The organism is Kocuria tytonicola (assembly GCF_003687175.1).
Classification (GTDB): Bacteria; Actinomycetota; Actinomycetes; order Actinomycetales; family Micrococcaceae; genus Kocuria; species Kocuria tytonicola.
Map to the genome: position 1 here is coordinate 579,683 of NZ_RDEX01000001.1, position 17,583 is coordinate 597,265.

Consider the following 17,583-nt stretch of genomic DNA (forward strand, 5'->3'; position numbering starts at 1 on the left):
GCTGCGGCTGGAGTGAGCCGACGAGGGCATGCCCGCTCCCGATCCCACCCCGGAGGGCTGTAGGTTAGCCTTGCCTTACGTAGTTCTACAACGCAGAATTGACGTAAGAGATGTCGGGTGGGCCCTGCGGCGCCCCTCCGGTCGGCAGGACGAGCTGAGGGGTCGGGGCCATGAAGCGCAGCAAGCAGGGGGCAGCCACTCCGTCGCCCGTGACCCTGTGTGATGTGAAGCCGGGGGAGATCGCGTGCATCGCCCTGGTGGAGGACGCGCTGGACCCGGTGGTGCGGCGTCGTCTGGGGGCGCTCGGCTTCCGTGAGGGTGAGCAGGTCACGTGCCTGCGGCGCGCGCCCATGGGCAGCCCCATCCTCTTCCGCGTGTGCGGCGCGGAGGTGTGCCTGCGCAAGGAGCAGGCGCGGTCCGTGCGGATCGGTGAGTGGTCCCCGGCGCCGGTGGCGTCGGTGTCGTGAGCTGCCACGGACCGGGGGAGGGCGACGTCGCGACCCTCGGGAGGACCACCGAGGTTGCGCTGCTCGGATCCCCGAACACCGGCAAGTCCTCGCTGTTCAACCGGCTGACGGGACTCTCCGCCGCCACCGGGAACTACCCCGGGGTCACGGTGACGCGCTCCCGCGGAACCGCGCGCACCTCGTCCGGCTCGGTGACGGTCACGGACCTGCCGGGCACCTACTCCCTGGAGCCCGCGAGCCCGGACGAGGACGTGGTTCTGGACCACCTCACCGGGCGGCTGGAGAGCGAGACCGCCCCGGACGCACTGCTCGTGGTCATGGACTCCACCACCCTCTACCGCTCCCTCGCACTGTGCGCCGAGGCGCTCGCCCTGGGCCGCCCCACTGCTGTGGTGCTGACCATGGTGGACGAGCTGCGGGCCCGCGGCGGGGACCTGGACGTCACCGGTCTCTCCCGGGCGCTCGGCGTGCCGGTGGTGGAAACCGTGGCCCACCGGGGCCGCGGTCTCGAGGACGTCCGGGAGCTCCTGGGTGAGGCCGCCTCGTGGCCCGTGGCGCTGATCGCGCCCCCGCACGACGACGCCGCGCAGCTCAGCGGGTGGATCCGTTCCGTCCTGGACAGCGCCCGCTACCGCTCCCCGCGGTCCTCCGTGGCCACCAGCAGGATCGACGCGGTGCTGCTGCACCCGGTGTGGGGCGCCCTGGTGTTCCTGGCGGTGATGTTCTGCTTCTTCCAGGTGATCTTCACCGTGGCCGCGCCCATCCAGGACGCCATCCAGGCGGTGTTCGACCACTGGGGGGAGGTGGCGGCGAACACCCTGGGATCGGGCTTCCTGGCGGACTTCGTGGGCACGGCGCTGATCGGCGGTGTGGGCGGTGTGCTCGTGTTCCTGCCGCAGATCCTGCTGCTGTACCTGATGATCTCCGTCCTGGAGTCCGTGGGGTACATGTCCCGCGCGGCATTCCTCATGGACCGCATCATGGCACGCAGCGGCCTGGACGGCCGGGCCTTCGTGGCCATGCTGTCCTCCACGGCGTGCGCCGTGCCGGGGATCATGGCTACGCGGACCATGCCGTCCTCCCGGGACCGGATCGCCACGATCATGTCCGCCCCGCTCATGACCTGTTCGGCCCGGCTGCCGGTGTACCTGCTGCTCATCTCCCTGCTGGTGCCCGCGGAGGCACGGCTGGGCCCCTTCTCGATGCAGGGTGCCGCCCTGTTCGGCATGTACCTGCTGGGTGGGCTCGCGTCCCTCGTGGTGGCCCGGGTCTTCAAGGCCACGCTGCTGCGCCACGGTGCGCTGCCGTTCTACCTGGAGATGCCGCCCTACCGGTTGCCAACACCGCGCGGCATCCTGCGCGCGGTGTGGACTCCCGTGTGGATGTTCCTGCGGAAGGTGGGAACCATCATCCTGGTGGTCACCGCCGTGCTGTGGGTGCTCATCAACTTCCCGGCGCGGGATGCGGAGACGGCGCACATGGACGAGGCCCAGGCGCAGTCCTACGTCATGGAGAACTCGTTCGCGGGTGCCGCGGGCAAGGCCGTGGAACCCGTGTTCGAGCCGCTCGGCTTCGACTGGCGCGTGGACATCGGGCTGATCGCCTCCTTCGCCGCCCGTGAGGTGTTCGTCTCGACCATGGGTCAGGTGGCCGCGGCGGAGGACCCGGAGGACCCCGGGGCGGCCCTGCAGCAGCTGACCTACACCCACGGTCCGCACCAGGGGGAGCCCATGTTCACGCCTCCCACGATCGTGGCGCTCATGATCTTCTTCGCGTTCGCCATGCAGTGCGTGTCCACCCTGGCCACCATGCGCCGGGAGACCAACTCGTGGAAGTGGCCGGCCATCGCGGTGGCATACATGTTCGTCCTGGCATACGGGGCCGCGTGGATCGGCCACGAGATCACGGCCGCGGTGACCCGATGACCACCCCGGTGGTTTCCCTGCACCCGGAGGTCCAGGCCGATCCGGACGTCGTCCGCTGGGTCCTCACGGGACGCACGGACTCCTTCACCGAGGTCGCCCGCAGCCCTGGCGCGGCGCTGGCGGCGCTCGTGCGGGACGGGGTGCTCGTGGGGCTCGCGGGCGGCGTCGGCTGGATCGAGACCACCTTGGCGCCCGGGGGCTCGTGGCGCGACGCCGCGGCAACCGTTCGCCGCGCCGTCACGGACCACGTGGCGGGCACCGCTCCGCGCGAGCTCACCGAGGACGACCTGCGGGACCTGGCCGAGACCGTTTTGGAGCGGGACGTGGCACCCTTGGCGGGTGCCCACGGCGGGCGCATCCGGATCGTGCGGGTGGCGGGTCACACCGTGTCCGTGGCGCTGGACGGCGCGTGCCACGGCTGTCCGGCGGCCAGGAGCACGCTGCAGGACCGGTTCCAGACCACGCTGCGGCGGCACGACCCGCGGGCCATGGTGGTGGAGACGGCCGGGTCCGCGGCCACCGCAGCCACGGCAGACGGCGTTGGTGCCGGGGCCGTCTCGTGGCTGCCCTTTCCGCGTCTGCGCGGACGCGCTGGCTCGCGCCGGTAGGGGAAAGAGCGCCCGCAAGCGGCAGGCTCCGGGAAGGCCTGCTCACGTGAGCGCGGGGCGGAACCTCCCTGTGGCCGCGTGAGACCGCGTCTGCGCGACGCCTGCTGCGCAAGCCGCCTACTCCGCGGGGCGCCTGATCCGAGCCGCCTACTCTGCGGGCCCCTCCGGTGCGGGGTAGCGCTCCGGGAACCGGCGGTGCAGGTTCTCGCGGGTCACGGCGGTGAGGTTCTCCAGGGGCAGCCCGGCGGGGCACACCTCGGTGCAGTCGCCCAGCAGGGAGCACGGCCCGAACTCCTGGTCCGCGGCGTCCAGGACCTTGGCGGCGCGCTCGTCGCGCTCCTCGGGGCTCTTGGCCAGCGGGGGGAGGTGCTTGAGCATGGTCCCCACGAACAGCTGCCCGGAGCCGTTGGGGCACGCGGCGATGCACGCGCCGCAGCTGATGCACCCGGCGGTGTTCAGCGCCTTCATGGCCACCGGGAACTTGGCCTCCTTGGAGACCCGCCGGAGGGACTTCTTCTCCACGGCCAGATCCTTCTTCACGGGCAGCGCCCCCGCACGCAGGGGCTCGATGAAGACCTCGTCACCGTCCCGGTACGCGTTCAGGGACTGCATGCAGGACGCCCGGTTGCGGTCCGGGCCGTGCGGCACACCGTCCACGGTCACGCCGCACTTGCCGCAGATCCCCTCGCGGCAGCCGTCGTCGAAGCTCACGGGCTCGTCCCCCTGGTGCTCCAGGGTTTCGTTGACGGCGTCCAGCAGCTCGAGGATGCTCATGTCCTCGCGCGCCTCCACGGGGTGGACGGTGTGGAACCCTCCCGGCTCCTCGGCGTCCGCCTGACGCCACACGTGAACGGTCAGCAGCATCAGCGCACCACCTTGATCTGTACGGCCACGGGAATACTCAGGTTACCCAGGGTCACGACGGCGCCCACGGCCTTCGCGGCCACGTCCACCCGGCGCACGCGCTCCGCGGTCCCCGTGAGTCCGGTGTCCAGCGCGGCCGTGCGCAGGCCGTGGACCATGTGCCCGGCGAGCGCGGCCATGGACGCGGCGTAGAACGCTGCGGTCACCGGCCGGGAGAGGCTGCCCACCAGGTTCCCGTACGCGTCCCCGTGCTCGAACGAGCGCGCCGCCGCCGGGCGGGTTCCCGTGGTCAGATCCAGCACGTGGTAGGTCACGAAGAGCCCCAGCACCGCGCCCGTGGAGCGCATGGAGCGGGCGATGATGCGGTGGACCGAGCGGCGTCGTCCCCGGGGGCGGCGGCGGGGGTCGTGGGCGGAATCGAAGCCGGGAAGGAAGAAACCGTTGAAGGGCGCCTCACGGTACATCTCCGCGTAGCCTCTCCCTCGGGGTCCGGGCGAGAGGTAGAGGCGGGGGAGCCGGGCGGTCGCGCTCCGCAGCAGCCGTGCGGCGTTGCGGGCGCTCTGCCGGGCCACGTCCCCGGGGGTGCGGCCCTCGGCCCGCCACGCGCGCACGGTCAGCTCGGTGCCCGCCGCCACGTGCACGCCCGCGCTCGCGAGCAGCCCGGTCCGTGCCGCCCAGAGCAGCGTGTTCGGGGGCAGGACCGGTGCCCCGGCACTGCGCAGCAGACGGGCGTAGCCGTTGAACCGCTCCCGGCCCAGGTAGACCTGCATGTTCCCGGCCATGTGCCCCGCGGTGAACACGCTCAGCACGGTTCCGGAGGCGGCCATCGCAAGCTTGAGGTCCGGGTTCGACGCCGCTCCCACGCTCCGCTGCCACAGGCCCGCGGGTGCCGGTGCGGCGTCGTCGGCCCCGCCGGTCGCTGCGGGGGAGGCCGCGGGTGCGCGGCCCGGGGAGCCGGGCGAGGCGGGCGCGGCCGCGCGGTCTCGCTGGGGAGGCGTGGCGGGAGTCATCACCCGCCAATCCTAGGAGTTCGGGCGGGCCGGGGCAGTTCCGGGAGTCACATGCGGTCATCGCGCCGGAGCGGTCCCGCAGGTCTCTGCTTCTGCGGTCATCCGGTTCCACGCCCTTGCGGTGCGAAGCATTCCGGCCCTGGGGGCCGGGGTCGATGCGGGTGCGCGGTGTTGTGGCGCCGGGCGCGGTGTGTGAGCGTGGAGCCCATGCAGCCCGGATACGACCGTCTCGCCGTGCAGTACGAGGACGCTTTCCCCGAACCGTTCCGCACGCCCCTGGAGCGGCACGCCGTGGCGGCGTTCGCCGAGCGCGTGCGGGAGTCCGGACTGCCCGGCCCCGTGGTGGACGCGGGGTGCGGCACGGGACACGTGACCGCGGAGCTCGCGGCGGCCGGTGTTCCGGTGCTCGGTGTGGACCCCTCGGAGGCCATGCTGGGCATCGCGCGGGACTCGCACCCACAATTGCGGTTCGTGCAGGGCACCGCAGACCCCACCACGTGGCAGGACGCGCTCGGGGAGGCAGAGGCGCCGTCCGCCGTGCTGGCCCGGTTCAGCCTGATCCACCTGGCTCCGGACCGGGTTCCGGGCGTCGTGCGCTCGTGGGCGCAGCTGCTGCCGGTGGGCGGCGTGGTGCTGGTGGCGTTCCAGGCCGTGGACGGCGGCCGGGCGGTCGTGTCCTTCGACCACGCGGTGGCCCCCGCCTGGCGCTGGCACCCGGACGTCATGGCGGACCACCTCCACCGCGCGGGGTTCACGGAGCGGTGGCGCGCGGTGAGCCGCCCGGATGCCGAGCACCGTTTTCCGGAGTGCCACCTGCTTGCGGTCAAGGAGACCGCCGAGGCCCCGCCGGTTCCGGTGGGTCGGGGCTGCTCGGTGGACGGCTGCTGAACCGGACCGGCGGGCGCGCGGGATCGCGTGAAGGCTGAGGGGCACTGCGCGACACGAAGGACGATCGACGGAGGAGGCGGCGATGCGCGGCAAAGTCAAGGAATGGGGCGTGCTGGCGGAACTGTGCCTGGTGGTGGCGGGGTTCCCGCTGTCGGTGCTGGCTCCCCAGGTGCTGTGGCAGGTGCTCGGGGAGCACCAGGGCGTCGGGGTGCTGACACTGCTAGTGCAGTTCCTGGGGGTCTGCGTGGTCGTCGTGGTCCTCATGCTGGTGGACACCCTGCTGGATGCCCTGTTCCTCGCCCTGACCCGGAGCCGTGTGGCCACCCAGATCTGCTCGGCCGCCGTGTTCGTGGCGGTGGTCGCGGCCCTGTTCTCCGTGTGGGTGCCCTGGTCCCTGGGGCTCGTGCTGACGAGCGCGGTGTCCGCCCTGGTGGTGCTGCTCTTCTCGAAGCTCGCCACCGAGCGCTATGCGGCTCTGCTGGAGCGGAACGGCTGAGCGAAGCGGCGTCCAGCAGGGTGGAGCGCCGCACCGGCGGGACGACGCCACCCGCCCCCGCAGTCCCGCTCGTTCCGTCGAAGCCCGCGGCCTCGCGGCGTCGTCGTGGGCTGGACCGCGGCCACCGCGTGCGCCGATGTTACTCCCCAGTTCACGTGTTTCCGCGGGCCGGTGGACTTCTTTGTGACGCGGCCTACAGTGATGACACAGGCCACATGTGAAGTGCACATGCGGATGTGCTGCGAAGGAGTAGCCATGAAGGTTTTCGGTCACGCAGAACCCGGTGCACCGGCGGAGGAGATCGAGCTGGAGAAACCCCAGCTGACGGGCTCCGAGGTGCTGGTCCGCGTCACGCACTCGGGGGTGTGCCACTCGGACGTCCACTGCCAGGACGGGTACTTCGACCTGGGCAGCGCGGGGCGTCGTGAGCTGACCGCCTCGGGTGCCCAGTACCCGGTGGTGCTGGGCCACGAGATCGTGGGAGAGGTGGTGGAGGTGGGCCCGGAGGCCACGGTTCAGCCGGGGGACACCAAGTACATCGTCTACCCCTGGGTCGGCTGCGGTGAGTGCCAGGCCTGCCGGGAGGACCGCGAGAACTACTGCAGCGGCGCCAAGCGCAACCTCTCGGTGGCGCTCAACGGCGGCTACGCGGAGGAGGTCCTGGTTCCCGGAGACCGCTACCTGGTGCCGCTCGGGGACATCGACCCGTCCTTCGGTGCCACCCTGGCCTGCTCGGGGCTCACGTCCTACTCCGCCATCCAGAAGATCATGCCCGTGCCGGCGGAGAAGCCCGTGGCGGTGATCGGCGCGGGCGGTGTGGGGCTCATGACGATCGCCCTGCTGAAGGCCCTGGGCCACGAGAACATCGTGGCCGTGGACGTGAGCGAGGCCGCCCTGCAGAACGCCACCGCCATGGGTGCCACGGCCACCGTGGTCGCGGGTGGCGAGGCCCCCCACAAGGACATCGTGGCGGCCGGCGGGGAGAAGATCGCCGCGGCCATCGACCTGGTCAACAACGGGGACACCTCCAGCGCAGCCCTGTTCGCCATGGCCAACGGCGGCACCCTGGTGAGCGTGGGCCTGTTCGGCGGCCAGTTCACGTTCCCCACCGCGCTCGTCGCGTTCAACCTGCTGAACATCCGCGGCAACTTCGTGGGCAGCCTGCCGGAGCTCAAGGAGCTCGTGCGTCTCGCGCAGGACACGGACCTGCCCAGGCCGCCCATCCAGGAGCTCCCGCTCACCGCCCAGCAGGTCAACGCCGCCCTGGACGGGCTGCGCAACCGAACCGTCAACGGCCGCGCGGTGCTCGTCGCCTCCTGAGCGCCCTCCCCACGACGACGCCGTCGTCGCCCCGCGTGCGCAGCACAGCCAGGGGCGACGGCGGCGTTCGTGCACCCCGGGGTGGCGACGGCGTTCGCGTACCCGGGCGGGCGGCGTCGTCGTCCGGGAGTGGGCTCAGAGCAGGCCGGAGGTGAGGCGGCAGACGTTCTCCAGGAACTTGTGCGGCAGCGGGCGCTGCTCCCAGGCGGCGACGTCCAGCAGGGTGGAGTGGGCGGCGAACTGCTCCACCACCTCCTCCATGCGGGCACGGAAGGTCTCGTCCACGATCAGCACCGAGACCTCCAGGTCCAGGGCGAAGGAGCGCTCGTCCATGTTGGAGGAGCCGATCACGGAGACGATGTCGTCCACCAGCACGAACTTGGCGTGCAGCACGGTGGGGGAGCTGTACCGGTAGATCTCCACGCCGGCGCGGGCGAGCTCCGAGTAGTACGAGTTCTGGGCGTGCTGCGCGAGGAACTGGTCCGAGGTCTCGCCCACGAACAGCTGGATCCGCACCCCGGCCTGGGCCTCCGTGGTGAGTGCGTGGAGCAGGGACTCGTCCGGCACGAAGTACGGGCTGGAGATCACCACCCGGTGGTTCGCGTTGTAGATCAGGTGGTTGAACAGGCGCAGGTTGTTCTCGGTCTCGAACCCCGGCCCGGAGGGCACCACCTGCGCGAAGGCGGGCCCGGAGGTCTGCTCCAGTGCGGCGGGGGACTCGTCCAGCAGCAGGTCGTCGGTCTCCGAGTACCAGTCCGAGACGAACACGGCGTTGAGCTCCGTGACCACGGGGCCGGTGGCCCGGACCATGAGGTCCTTCCACTCCATGCCCCTGCGGAGATTCTTCTTCTTGTTGTAGGAGCGGTGGATGATGTTCTGCGACCCCGTGTAGGCCACCTGCCCGTCCACCACCAGGATCTTGCGGTGGTTGCGCAGGTCCGGGCGCTGCCACTCCCCGCGCCACGGGCGGATGGGCAGCATCCGGCGCCAGGGCACACCGCTGCGGTCGAACTCCCGGACCAGCTCCGCATAGCCCGGGTAGCCCAGGGACCCCACGTGGTCGATCAGGATGCGCACCCGCACCCCGCGCTCGTGCGCCCGCATCAGCGCGTTCAGCAGGTCCCGGGAGACCCGGTCCACGGCCACGATGTAGAACTCGAAGTGCACGTAGTCGTGGCGGCGTCCACCGCCGCGGCCATCCGCGCCATGCTCTCGTGGTTGTCCGGGAGGATCTGGAAGTCGTTGCCGCCCACCATGGGCAGCGATCCGAGATTCTGGTTGAGCTCCGCGGTGGTGCGCACCCACTCCGGATAGCGCTCGAACTCGGGACCCAGCGCCACGCCCTCGGGGGTGTTCTCCTGGATCACATGGTTCATCCGCGCCTGCTTGGCCATCCGGGTCCGTGGCAGGCGGCTCGAGCCGATCACCACGAACAGCACGATCCCCGCGTACGGCACCAGGAAGATGGCGAGCAACCACGCGAGCGCCACGGAGGGCCGCCTCTGGTGGGGGATCCAGCCCAGGGCCACGAGCTTGAGGAGCAGGTCCAGCACGGCCAGCGTCACCAGGGTCCACTCCGGGACGGTGTCCGCCGGGAGCAGGTCGAAGGGTATCCAGGGGTTCACGGGCGCGGCTCGTCAGGGGCGGGGCAGGTGGTACGAGATCTCGGAACCCGCGCAGGGGCGCCGCACGAAGCCGCGGCCCACCAGCAAACGGTGGGCGGCCACCATGTCCTCGGGCACGGAGGCGCACACGGCCCGGACTCCCGGGTCCTCGAAGGCCCGCTCCACCAGGGCGTCCAGCGCCTCGCCGGCCAGGCCACGACGGCGCACGCCCGGCACCATGGAGCCCTCCACCTCCAGCTCACCCTCCATGAGGGGCCCCGAGAACCCGGCGGTGCCCACCACCTGTTCTGAGGTGCGCTCCACCACGGCCAGGCGCGTGAGCTCGGACTCCGTGAAGAAGTGCTCCCCGGCCTCGATCGCGCCGCGCGCCCAGTCCGTGTTCTCCGCGGAGGGGAAACCCTGCGCGAAGTGGGGCATGGTGGCGGCGTCCGCCATCACCTCCAGTTCGCCACGCGTGAACGGACGCAGCTCCAGGTGCTCGGTGCGCAGCGGCCGCGGGGGTTCCGGCTGCGGCAGTAGCTCCTCCATGGCGTGGGTCTCCCATCAGATCTCGTCGTGTCCGGTCCGCCGCGGCCCTCAGCCGAAGTGGCGGGGCAGCGTGGACTCGTGCGCGCTGCGCAGCTCGTCCAGGTCCACCGCGAACTCGCCCTGGAAGTCCAGGGTGCCGCTCTCGGTGTCCACCACACCGATCCGCGCGAAGGGGTAGTTGCGCACGGTGCACATGTCCCGGAATCGCACCTCCTCGGAGCGCGGCACGGCCACGACGGCGCGGCCCTGCGTCTCGGAGAACAGCAGCGTGAACAGGTCCACACCATCGCGCTCGGCCACCTCACCCAGCCCGATCCGGGCCCCCACACCGAAGCGCAGCGCCATCTCGGCGAGCGTGGCACCCAGCCCGCCCTCGGCGACGTCGTGGGCGGCGTCGATCATGCCGTCCCGGGACATGTTGACGAGCATGTCCCCGAGGACGCGCTCACGCTCCAGGTCCACGCGCGGGGGCGTGCCGCCCAGGTGCCCGCGCAGTCGCGCCCACTCCGAGCCGTCCAGCTCGTCCGCGGTGTCTCCCAGCAGGTAGACGGCCTGGCCGTCCTCGCGCCAGCCGGAGGGGGTGCGGCGCGTGACGTCGTCGAACACGCCCAGCATGGCGACCACCGGGGTGGGGTTGATGGCCACACCGCCCGTCTGGTTGTAGAGGGACACGTTGCCGCCGGTCACGGGCACGCCGATCGCCTGGCAGCCGTCCGAGAGCCCGCGCACGGCCTCCGCGAACTGCCACATCACGTCCGGGTCCTCCGGGGAGCCGAAGTTCAGGCAGTCGGACACGGCCGCCGGGCGGGCACCCGCGGTGGCCACGTTGCGGTAGGCCTGCGCGAGTGCCAGCTGCGCGCCGCGGTACGGGTCCAGGCGGGTGTAGCGGCCGTTGGAGTCCGTGGACAGGGCCACGCCCAGGTTGGTGCGCTCGTCCACGCGGACCACACCGGCGTCGTCCGGCATGGCCATGGCGGTGTTGCCCTGCACGTAGCGGTCGTACTGGCTGGTCACCCACTCCTTGGAGCACAGGTTCGGGGAGCCCATGAGTTCCAGCAGCGCCGGGCCGAGCTCCGCGCCGGACGGGCGGGCGGCGTCCTCGGGCGAGCCCGTGAAGTGGGCCTCCTGCAGCGCGTCCTGGGACTCCGGGCGGGCGTAGGGGCGTTCGTAGACCGGGCCGTCGTGGGCCACGGTGCGCGGGTCCACGTCCACGATGACCTCGCCGTGGTGGTCGATGACCAGGCGCCCGGTGTCCGTGACCTCCCCGATCCACGAGTACTCCACGTCCCACCTGGCCATGACCGCCTCGAAGGCCTCGACCTTCTCCGGGGTCACCACGGCCATCATCCGCTCCTGGGACTCGGACATGAGGATCTCGCCCGGCGTGAGCGAGGGGTCCCGCAGCAGCACCTGTGTCAGGTCCACGTGCATGCCGCCGTCACCGTTGGAGGCCAGCTCGGACGTGGCGCACGAGATGCCGGCCGCCCCGAGGTCCTGGATGCCCTCCACCAGCGAGGACTTGAACAGCTCCAGGCAGCACTCGATGAGCACCTTCTCCGCGAACGGGTCCCCCACCTGCACGGCGGGACGCTTGGAGGGCTTGGAGTCGTCGAAGGACTCGGAGGCCAGCACGGAGGCGCCCCCGATGCCGTCCCCGCCCGTGCGGGCTCCGAAGAGCACCACCTTGTTGCCGGTGCCGGAGGCGTTGGCCAGGCGGATGTCCTCGTGGCGCATCACGCCCACGGCCAGGGCGTTGACCAGGGGGTTGCCCTGGTAGCACGGGTCGAACTCCACCTCGCCGCCGACGTTCGGCAGCCCCAGCGAGTTGCCGTAGCCGCCCACGCCGGCCACGATCCCGTGCACCACGCGCTGGGTGTCCGGGTGGTCGATCGCCCCGAAGCGCAGCGGGTCCATCACGGCCACCGGGCGGGCGCCCATGGAGATGATGTCCCGCACGATCCCGCCCACGCCCGTGGCCGCGCCCTGGTAGGGCTCCACGTACGAGGGGTGGTTGTGGGACTCGATCTTGAACGTCACGGCCCAGCCGTCCCCGATGTCCGTGACACCCGCGTTCTCCCCGATGCCCACCATCAGGTTCCTGCGCATCTCGTCCGTGACCTTCTCGCCGAACTGCTTCAGGTGCACCTTCGAGGACTTGTAGGAGCAGTGCTCGGACCACATCACGGAGTACATGGCGAGCTCCGCGGCGGTGGGGCGCCGGCCCAGGATCTCCTTGATGCGCTCGAACTCGGCCTCGTTCAGGCCCAGCTCCGCCCAGGGCAGCTCGGTGTCCGGGGTGGAGGCGGCGTGCTCCACGGTGTCCAGGTTGAAGTGCGTTTCACTCATGACGTCTGCGGGGTCCCTTACGTGAACTGGGTGGGGCGTGGGGTGCGTGCCACGCCGGTGCGTGGTGGGGGCTGGCGGGTCGGTGGGGCGTGCCGGTGGCGGCGCGGGTGCCGCGCCCGGGACGCGGCCCGGAGGCGTTGCGCGCGGCGGACGACGTCGCTCGCGAACCGCCGCGGGCGGCGTCGGCCGCGTGAGTGCGTCAGCGGAGCAGGTGCTCCAGAGCGGAGACGAACACGTCCAGCCCGTCGGTGCCCTCGCGCATGCCCACGGGGCCGGCCCCGGAGAGATCCGCGCCGAAACCGGGCTCCACGGCGTGCTCGGGGTGGGGCATGAGGCCCACCACGTTGCCCCGGGCGTTGGTGATCCCGGCGATGTCGTTGCGGGAGCCGTTCGGGTTGCCGCCGGTGTAGCGGAACACCACGCGGTGCTCGGCCTCGAGCTCGTCCAGGGTGCGCTGGCCCGCCACGTACTGGCCGTCCTGGTTCTTCAGCGGCACCACGATCTCCTGGCCCGCGGTGAAGCGCCCGGTCCACGCGGTGTCCGTGTTCTCCACGCGCAGGGCCTGGTCCCGGCAGATGAACTTCAGCCGCTCGTTCTTGATCATGGACCCGGGCAGCAGGTGGGCCTCGGTGAGCACCTGGAAGCCGTTGCAGATCCCCAGCACGGGCATCCCGCCGTCGGAGCTCGCGGCGTCCACGATCCGGTCCATCAGCGGGGCGAAGCGCGCGATCGCACCGGCCCGCAGGTAGTCCCCGTAGGAGAAGCCGCCGGGCAGGATCACGGCGTCCACGCCCTGCAGGTCCTCGTCCGCGTACCAGAGCGGTACGGCGGTGCCGCCGGCGATGTCCACGGCGCGGGCGGCGTCGCGGTCGTCCAGGGTGCCCGGGAAGGTCACCACGCCCACGCGCACGTCCGCGAGGCGGGAGTCCGGCGCGGGCTGGGAGAGGTCCGCCACCAGGGGCGTCTGCTCGGGGCTCGGCTGCTGCGCCACGCTCAGTGCTCCTCGGGCAGTGCGCTGACGTTCACCACGTCCTCGATCACCGGGTTGGAGAGCAGCTTCTCCGCCGCCTCGCGGGCCTGGGCCAGCACCTGCTCGGTGGCCTCGCCCTCCACGGTGAGCTCGAAACGGCGGCCCTGGCGGACCTCGGTGAAGCCGCTGAGACCGATGCGGGGCAGCTCGTTCGCAATGGCCTTGCCCTGCGGGTCGAGGATTTCCGGCTTGGGCATGACGTCGACGACGATTCGGGCCATGGAACGCTCCTGTACGCGGTGTGGCAGTGGTCGGCGCGCGGAGTCCGTGCCGTCTCACGCCGGGCGCCTTCCGGGGATCTCCCCGGGCGACGACGACGCTCCGCGAGCTTGCGCCCCCCACTCTAGTGGGTGCCCGCCCCGGTGCCGCGTCAGCGCTCTTGGAGCTGGACCTCGATGAACCCGGCCGTCTCCCGGCACGGGTGCTCCCGGAGGTTCTCGGCCGGGTCCGGTGGGGCGGTGCGTCCCCTGTCCAGGGCGAGCCGGGAGCCCTGGAACGTGCCCGTGAGGTCGAAGACCCAGTAGTGGTTGGGGCACTCCAGGGAGGCCACGCCGTGCTCCGCGGCGCGGCACACCGTGGCACCCTGGTGCGGGCACTCGTTGGACAGCGCACGCAGTGTGCCGTCGTCGCCGCGGGTGAGGACCAGGGGGATCCCGGCCACCCGCACGGGCACCGCGCTGGCCGGTGCCGTGAGCGCCCGGGCGAGCGCGGCGGCGTCGGGAACCGGGTGCCAGCTCACGCGGCGGCCTCCAGGATCCGGTCCGTGGCGGCGAGCAGACGCTCGCGCAGCGCGGTGCCGCGCGCGGCGAAGGCCCGCTGCCGGCGCACGTACTCGGCCTTGCCCTCGGGCGTCTCGATCCGCACCGGCTCGTAGCCCCAGTCCGCGAGGTCGTAGGGGGAGGCCTCCATGTCCGTGCGGCGCACGTCCCACGCGAGCTCGAAGCAGACCGCCAGCAGGTCCGAGTCCACCGCGGGCAGCAGCTTGTACGCCCACTTGTAGAGGTCCATGGTGGCGTGCAGGCACCCCGGCTGCTCCAGGGTGCGCTGGGCCTGCCGGGTGGGCTGCAGCTCGTTGCGCTCCACGGCCTGGGGCTGGAAGAAGCGGAACGCGTCGAAGTGCGAGCAGCGGATCCGGTGGCCCTCCACCACGGCGTCCGTGCCGCGCGAGCCCAGGCGCAGGCCCGCGTCCTCGTGGCGCACGCCGTTCTCCTCCGCGCGGTACGCCATGGCCCACTCGTGCAGCCCGAAGCAGTCGAACGTGCCGCTCCTCGCCGCGGTGTTCGCCAGGATCTCGCGCGTGAAGCGCACCGCCGTCCCGCGCTTGGTCAGGAACGCCGCAGCGTCCACGACGACGCCGCCCGCGACCTCCCGCGCGCCGGCCGCCGTGAGCTCCGCGCGCGTGGCCGGGCGGTAGAACTTCCAGTCCGCCCGCTCGGGGGCGCCCAGGAGGACGACCCCGGGGCCCGGGTGCCAGCGGGTGAACTGCGCGGGGGAGAGCGTGTAGTAGGTGAAGAGGAAGTCCTCCACGGGGTGCTTCTCGCCTCGGAACCGCCGGTCCAGGAACGGCTGGGTGTAGCGCGAGACGCGATCCTCGTGAGCCCGTGCCCGCTGCGTCCACTGCTCCCGGGTGAGCACCTCGGGCCGCGTCCTGGTCGCTGACTCACTCATCGCAAGGGTCCTGCGCCCGGCCCTGCTCGGCATCCGGGCCCAGCGCCTGCGCGGCGGAGATGAGCCGGTGCATGCCCTCGTTGAGCAGGTGCACCTGGTCGCGGGACACGTCCAGCCGGTCCATCATCCGGGTGGGCACCGCCATGGCCCGTTCCCGCAGCTCCCTGCCCTTCCCCGTCAGGGAGACCGCGAGCGCCCGTTCATTGCGGGGATCCCGTTCGCGGGTGAGGTAGCCGCGGGCCTCCAGGCGCTTGAGCAGCGGGGACAGCGTGGCCGAGTCCTGCATCAGCTGCTCGCCCAGGTCCTTGACCGTGCGCGGCTGGGAGTCCCACAGCGCCAGCATCACCAGGTACTGCGGGTGCGTGAGCCCCAGCGGCTCCAGGACCGGGCGGTAGCTCTGCACCACCATGCGCGAGGCCACGGACAGTGAGAAGCACAGCTGGTTGGCCAGGGCCAGGGGGTCGTCGGTGGGGATGCCTGCGGCCCCGCCCCCGAAGTCGGCCGCTCCCGGGGCGTTCTGCCCGGCGCCCGTCTGGCCGCCGGCGGTCCTGTCGGCGGCCACGTTGGTGGGAGCACCGGGACCGTCCGCTGGTGCGGGACCGGGCGCGGCGGCGTCGTCCTGCCGGGAACCCGGGGATGAGGTGCTGCTGGTCATGGGGTGCGCGGGGTCAGCGACCCGTGCCTCCGTAGACCGTGGCCTGCTCGGAGGAGTCCAGGCCGAAGGCCGTGTGCACGGCGCGCACGGCGTCGTCCAGCTTCTCCACGGAGGTGACGATCGAGATCCGGACCTCGGACGTGGAGATCATGTCCACGTTGATGTTGGCATCCGCGAGCGCCTGGAAGAACGTGAACGCCACGCCCGTGTTGGTCTTCATCCCGGCGCCCACGAGGGACAGCTTGCCCACCTGGTCGTTGTAGTCCAGGCGGGTGTAGCCGATCTTCTCCTCGGCGGCGCGCAGCAGGTTCAGGGCCAGGGTGCCCTGGGACTCGTCCAGGGTGAAGGAGACGTCCGTGAGGGGGTGCTCGCCCGTGGAGACGTTCTGCACGATCATGTCCACGTACACCTCGGCGTCCGCGAGCAGACGGAAGATGCGGGAGGCGATGCCCGGGTGGTCCGGTGCGCCCACGATCGTGATCTTGGCTTGGCTGCGATCATGGGCGATTCCGGCGATCAGCGGCTGTTCCAAGGGGATCTCCTTCTGCGGCGTGAGGTTCTCGTGGGGGCTGGGGATGACCCAGGTGCCCTCGTTGTGGGTGAAGGACGAGCGGACGTGCAGCGGCACGTTGAAGCGGCGGGCGTACTCCACGCAGCGCAGGTGCAGGATCTTCGCGCCGTTCGCGGCCAGCTCCAGCATCTCCTCGGAGGAGACCCGGTCCAGCTTCTGGGCCGAGGGCACGATCCGCGGGTCCGCGGTGTAGACGCCGTCCACGTCCGAGTAGATCTCGCACACGTCCGCGTCCAGGGCGGCGGCCAGTGCCACGGCGGTGGTGTCCGAGCCGCCGCGGCCCAGCGTGGTGATGTCGCTCGTGGAACGGTGCACACCCTGGAAGCCGGCGATGATCGCCACGTTGTCGTTCTCCAGCGCCTCGCTCACCCGCCGGGGGCTGACCTCCACGAGCTTGGCCGCACCGTGCGCGCCGTCCGTGATCATCCCGGCCTGGGAACCGGTGAAGGACTGGGCGGGCACGCCGAGGTCCGAGATGGCCATGGCCAGCAGCGCCATGGAGATCCGCTCGCCGGAGGTCAGCAGCATGTCCAGCTCGCGGGCCGGTGGCTTGCGGGCCACCTCCCGGGCGAGGTCCAGGAGGTCGTCCGTGGTGTCACCCATGGCGGAGACCACCACGACCACCCGGTGACCGGCGTTCCTGGTCTCGGCCACACGCCGGGCGACGCGGCGGATGCCGTCGGCATCGGAGACCGACGAACCGCCGAACTTCTGGACAATGAGGCTCATGCATTCCTCTCGCGGGCTGGGACCCGGCGCCGGGGCGCGGGTATTTGCCGGGTTCGGTCGGGGATTCAGTGCTCAATGCTAGCGGCTCGCCGCCACCGGTGGGCCGCGCAGGCCGCGGGGGGCCACGGGGCTACCGCCCCTCGGCAACCACCGTGCGGCCCTCGAACGCCCGGCCCAGCGTGACCTCGTCCGCGTACTCCAGGTCCCCGCCCACCGGGAGACCCGAGGCGAGGCGGGTGACCCGGATCCCCAGGGTCTTCAGCATGCGGGACAGGTACGTGGCGGTGGCCTCGCCCTCCAGGTTGGGATCCGTGGCCAGCACGATCTCCTGCACCGTCTCGTCCGAGAGCCGGGTCATCAGCTCGCGGATGCGCAGCTGGTCCGGGCCCACGCCCTGCAGCGGGGAGATGGCCCCGCCCAGCACGTGGTAGAGCCCCCGGTAGCTGCGCGTGCGTTCGATGGCCATGACGTCCTTGGACTCCTCCACCACGCAGATCACGCTGCGGTCCCGGCGGGCGTCACGGCAGATGGCGCACTCCTCCTGCTCGGTCACGTTGCCGCAGACCACGCAGAAGGACACCGAGGTCTTCACCGTGGAGATGGCGTCCACGAGCTGCTGGACCTCGTCCTTGTCCGCGTCCAGCAGGTGGAACGCGATGCGCTGGGCGGACTTGGGGCCCACGCCGGGCAGCCGCCCCAGCTCGTCGATGAGGTCCTGAACCGGTCCTTCGTACACCGTGCTCCTTCGTGAAGATTCTCGTGATCGAGGCCGTGGCCGGAGCCGGGGCCTCGATCGGGGTCCGTGGAGGTGGCCGGGGTCTGCACCGGGGACCACGGTGTCACGGGGGTGGTG

The 17,583-nt window shown here is 71.6% G+C and carries 17 protein-coding genes and 1 pseudogene; 6 read left to right on the plus strand and 12 right to left on the minus strand.

Annotated features, from left to right (window positions below; genetic code table 11):
* The first annotated feature begins 170 nt into the window (after positions 1–170).
* From EAE32_RS02570 to EAE32_RS02580, 3 genes are read left to right on the plus strand one after another with little or no spacing between them, the layout of a single operon-like run.
* Positions 171–467: a FeoA family protein gene (locus tag EAE32_RS02570; RefSeq protein WP_121845762.1), complete on the plus strand. Its 297-nt coding sequence runs from the start codon at positions 171–173 to the stop codon at positions 465–467.
* Entirely contained in the window at positions 464–2,392 is a 1,929-nt protein-coding gene (feoB, locus tag EAE32_RS02575) for a ferrous iron transporter B (RefSeq protein ID WP_121864763.1), read from the plus strand. Before EAE32_RS02570 ends, feoB begins: the two co-directional genes overlap by 4 nt.
* Positions 2,389–3,000, plus strand: coding sequence for a NifU family protein (locus EAE32_RS02580; protein WP_206059856.1), 612 nt, complete (start codon positions 2,389–2,391; stop codon positions 2,998–3,000). The genes feoB and EAE32_RS02580 overlap by 4 nt, the downstream gene beginning before the upstream one ends.
* A 147-nt stretch (positions 3,001–3,147) precedes the next feature.
* On the opposite strand, the gene EAE32_RS02585 is transcribed toward EAE32_RS02580, so the two are convergent.
* Together EAE32_RS02585 and EAE32_RS02590 are read right to left on the minus strand one after the other, a co-directional pair.
* Positions 3,148–3,864 (minus strand): succinate dehydrogenase/fumarate reductase iron-sulfur subunit, encoded by a 717-nt coding sequence (locus EAE32_RS02585; protein WP_121864088.1) that lies wholly within the window; start codon positions 3,862–3,864, stop codon positions 3,148–3,150.
* Positions 3,864–4,874 carry a succinate dehydrogenase/fumarate reductase transmembrane subunit gene (locus EAE32_RS02590; RefSeq protein ID WP_121864089.1) on the minus strand — a complete coding sequence of 337 codons (1,011 nt, stop codon included), beginning with the start codon at positions 4,872–4,874 and terminating at the stop codon, positions 3,864–3,866. The genes EAE32_RS02585 and EAE32_RS02590 overlap by 1 nt, the downstream gene beginning before the upstream one ends.
* 207 nt (positions 4,875–5,081) lie before the next feature.
* On the opposite strand from EAE32_RS02590, the gene EAE32_RS02595 reads away from it, so the two are divergent.
* The 3 genes from EAE32_RS02595 (at position 5,082) to EAE32_RS02605 (ending at position 7,578) form a co-directional block, all read left to right on the plus strand.
* Positions 5,082–5,762 (plus strand): class I SAM-dependent methyltransferase, encoded by a 681-nt coding sequence (locus EAE32_RS02595; protein WP_121864090.1) that lies wholly within the window; start codon positions 5,082–5,084, stop codon positions 5,760–5,762.
* Between the two features lie 82 nt (positions 5,763–5,844).
* A complete protein-coding gene (locus EAE32_RS02600) occupies positions 5,845–6,258 on the plus strand; it encodes a hypothetical protein (protein ID WP_121864091.1) in 414 nt (137 codons plus the stop codon).
* A gap of 255 nt (positions 6,259–6,513) precedes the next feature.
* A complete protein-coding gene (locus EAE32_RS02605; protein ID WP_121864092.1) occupies positions 6,514–7,578 on the plus strand; it encodes an alcohol dehydrogenase in 1,065 nt (354 codons plus the stop codon).
* A 135-nt stretch (positions 7,579–7,713) separates the two neighbouring features.
* Here the strand turns inward: EAE32_RS02605 and cls are convergent.
* The 10 genes and pseudogenes from cls to recR all read right to left on the minus strand — a co-directional run bounded on the left by cls (position 7,714) and on the right by recR (position 17,466).
* A pseudogene (gene cls, locus EAE32_RS02610) lies at positions 7,714–9,203 on the minus strand (cardiolipin synthase).
* Positions 9,204–9,215: 12 nt separating this feature from the next.
* Positions 9,216–9,731, minus strand: a complete 516-nt coding sequence (locus tag EAE32_RS02615) for a GNAT family N-acetyltransferase (RefSeq protein ID WP_121846650.1) — start codon at positions 9,729–9,731, stop codon at positions 9,216–9,218.
* Positions 9,732–9,779: 48 nt separating this feature from the next.
* Positions 9,780–12,077, minus strand: coding sequence for a phosphoribosylformylglycinamidine synthase subunit PurL (purL, locus tag EAE32_RS02620; protein ID WP_121864093.1), 2,298 nt, complete (start codon positions 12,075–12,077; stop codon positions 9,780–9,782).
* A gap of 199 nt (positions 12,078–12,276) precedes the next feature.
* Entirely contained in the window at positions 12,277–13,068 is a 792-nt protein-coding gene (purQ, locus tag EAE32_RS02625) for a phosphoribosylformylglycinamidine synthase subunit PurQ (RefSeq protein ID WP_121864094.1), read from the minus strand.
* A 2-nt stretch (positions 13,069–13,070) separates the two neighbouring features.
* Positions 13,071–13,328: a phosphoribosylformylglycinamidine synthase subunit PurS gene (gene purS, locus EAE32_RS02630; RefSeq protein WP_019309891.1), complete on the minus strand. Its 258-nt coding sequence runs from the start codon at positions 13,326–13,328 to the stop codon at positions 13,071–13,073.
* Between the two features lie 149 nt (positions 13,329–13,477).
* Entirely contained in the window at positions 13,478–13,846 is a 369-nt protein-coding gene (locus EAE32_RS02635; RefSeq protein ID WP_121864095.1) for a Rieske 2Fe-2S domain-containing protein, read from the minus strand.
* Positions 13,843–14,775 carry a 3-methyladenine DNA glycosylase gene (locus EAE32_RS02640; RefSeq protein WP_121864096.1) on the minus strand — a complete coding sequence of 311 codons (933 nt, stop codon included), beginning with the start codon at positions 14,773–14,775 and terminating at the stop codon, positions 13,843–13,845. Before EAE32_RS02640 ends, EAE32_RS02635 begins: the two co-directional genes overlap by 4 nt.
* The gene (locus EAE32_RS02645) at positions 14,768–15,250 is read right to left on the minus strand and encodes a MarR family winged helix-turn-helix transcriptional regulator (RefSeq protein WP_243635639.1); all 483 of its coding nucleotides are present in this window, start codon (positions 15,248–15,250) and stop codon (positions 14,768–14,770) included. Before EAE32_RS02645 ends, EAE32_RS02640 begins: the two co-directional genes overlap by 8 nt.
* A 193-nt stretch (positions 15,251–15,443) precedes the next feature.
* Positions 15,444–16,730 (minus strand): aspartate kinase, encoded by a 1,287-nt coding sequence (locus EAE32_RS02650; protein ID WP_121846722.1) that lies wholly within the window; start codon positions 16,728–16,730, stop codon positions 15,444–15,446.
* A gap of 130 nt (positions 16,731–16,860) precedes the next feature.
* Positions 16,861–17,466 carry a recombination mediator RecR gene (gene recR / locus EAE32_RS02655; RefSeq protein ID WP_121846721.1) on the minus strand — a complete coding sequence of 202 codons (606 nt, stop codon included), beginning with the start codon at positions 17,464–17,466 and terminating at the stop codon, positions 16,861–16,863.
* Between the last annotated feature and the right edge of the window lie 117 nt (positions 17,467–17,583).

Excerpts from the sequence above, each read along its gene's own strand:
- EAE32_RS02570 (WP_121845762.1), top strand. The coding sequence starts at position 171 with ATGAAGCGCAGCAAGCAGGGGGCAGCCACTCCGTCGCCCGTGACCCTG.
- EAE32_RS02580 (WP_206059856.1), top strand. The coding sequence starts at position 2,389 with ATGACCACCCCGGTGGTTTCCCTGCACCCGGAGGTCCAGGCCGATCCG.
- EAE32_RS02585 (WP_121864088.1), bottom strand. The coding sequence starts at position 3,864 with ATGCTGCTGACCGTTCACGTGTGGCGTCAGGCGGACGCCGAGGAGCCG.
- EAE32_RS02590 (WP_121864089.1), bottom strand. The coding sequence starts at position 4,874 with ATGACTCCCGCCACGCCTCCCCAGCGAGACCGCGCGGCCGCGCCCGCC.
- EAE32_RS02595 (WP_121864090.1), top strand. The coding sequence starts at position 5,082 with ATGCAGCCCGGATACGACCGTCTCGCCGTGCAGTACGAGGACGCTTTC.
- EAE32_RS02600 (WP_121864091.1), top strand. The coding sequence starts at position 5,845 with ATGCGCGGCAAAGTCAAGGAATGGGGCGTGCTGGCGGAACTGTGCCTG.
- EAE32_RS02605 (WP_121864092.1), top strand. The coding sequence starts at position 6,514 with ATGAAGGTTTTCGGTCACGCAGAACCCGGTGCACCGGCGGAGGAGATC.
- EAE32_RS02615 (WP_121846650.1), bottom strand. The coding sequence starts at position 9,731 with ATGGAGGAGCTACTGCCGCAGCCGGAACCCCCGCGGCCGCTGCGCACC.
- purL (WP_121864093.1), bottom strand. The coding sequence starts at position 12,077 with ATGAGTGAAACGCACTTCAACCTGGACACCGTGGAGCACGCCGCCTCC.
- purS (WP_019309891.1), bottom strand. The coding sequence starts at position 13,328 with ATGGCCCGAATCGTCGTCGACGTCATGCCCAAGCCGGAAATCCTCGAC.
- EAE32_RS02640 (WP_121864096.1), bottom strand. The coding sequence starts at position 14,775 with ATGAGTGAGTCAGCGACCAGGACGCGGCCCGAGGTGCTCACCCGGGAG.
- EAE32_RS02650 (WP_121846722.1), bottom strand. The coding sequence starts at position 16,730 with ATGAGCCTCATTGTCCAGAAGTTCGGCGGTTCGTCGGTCTCCGATGCC.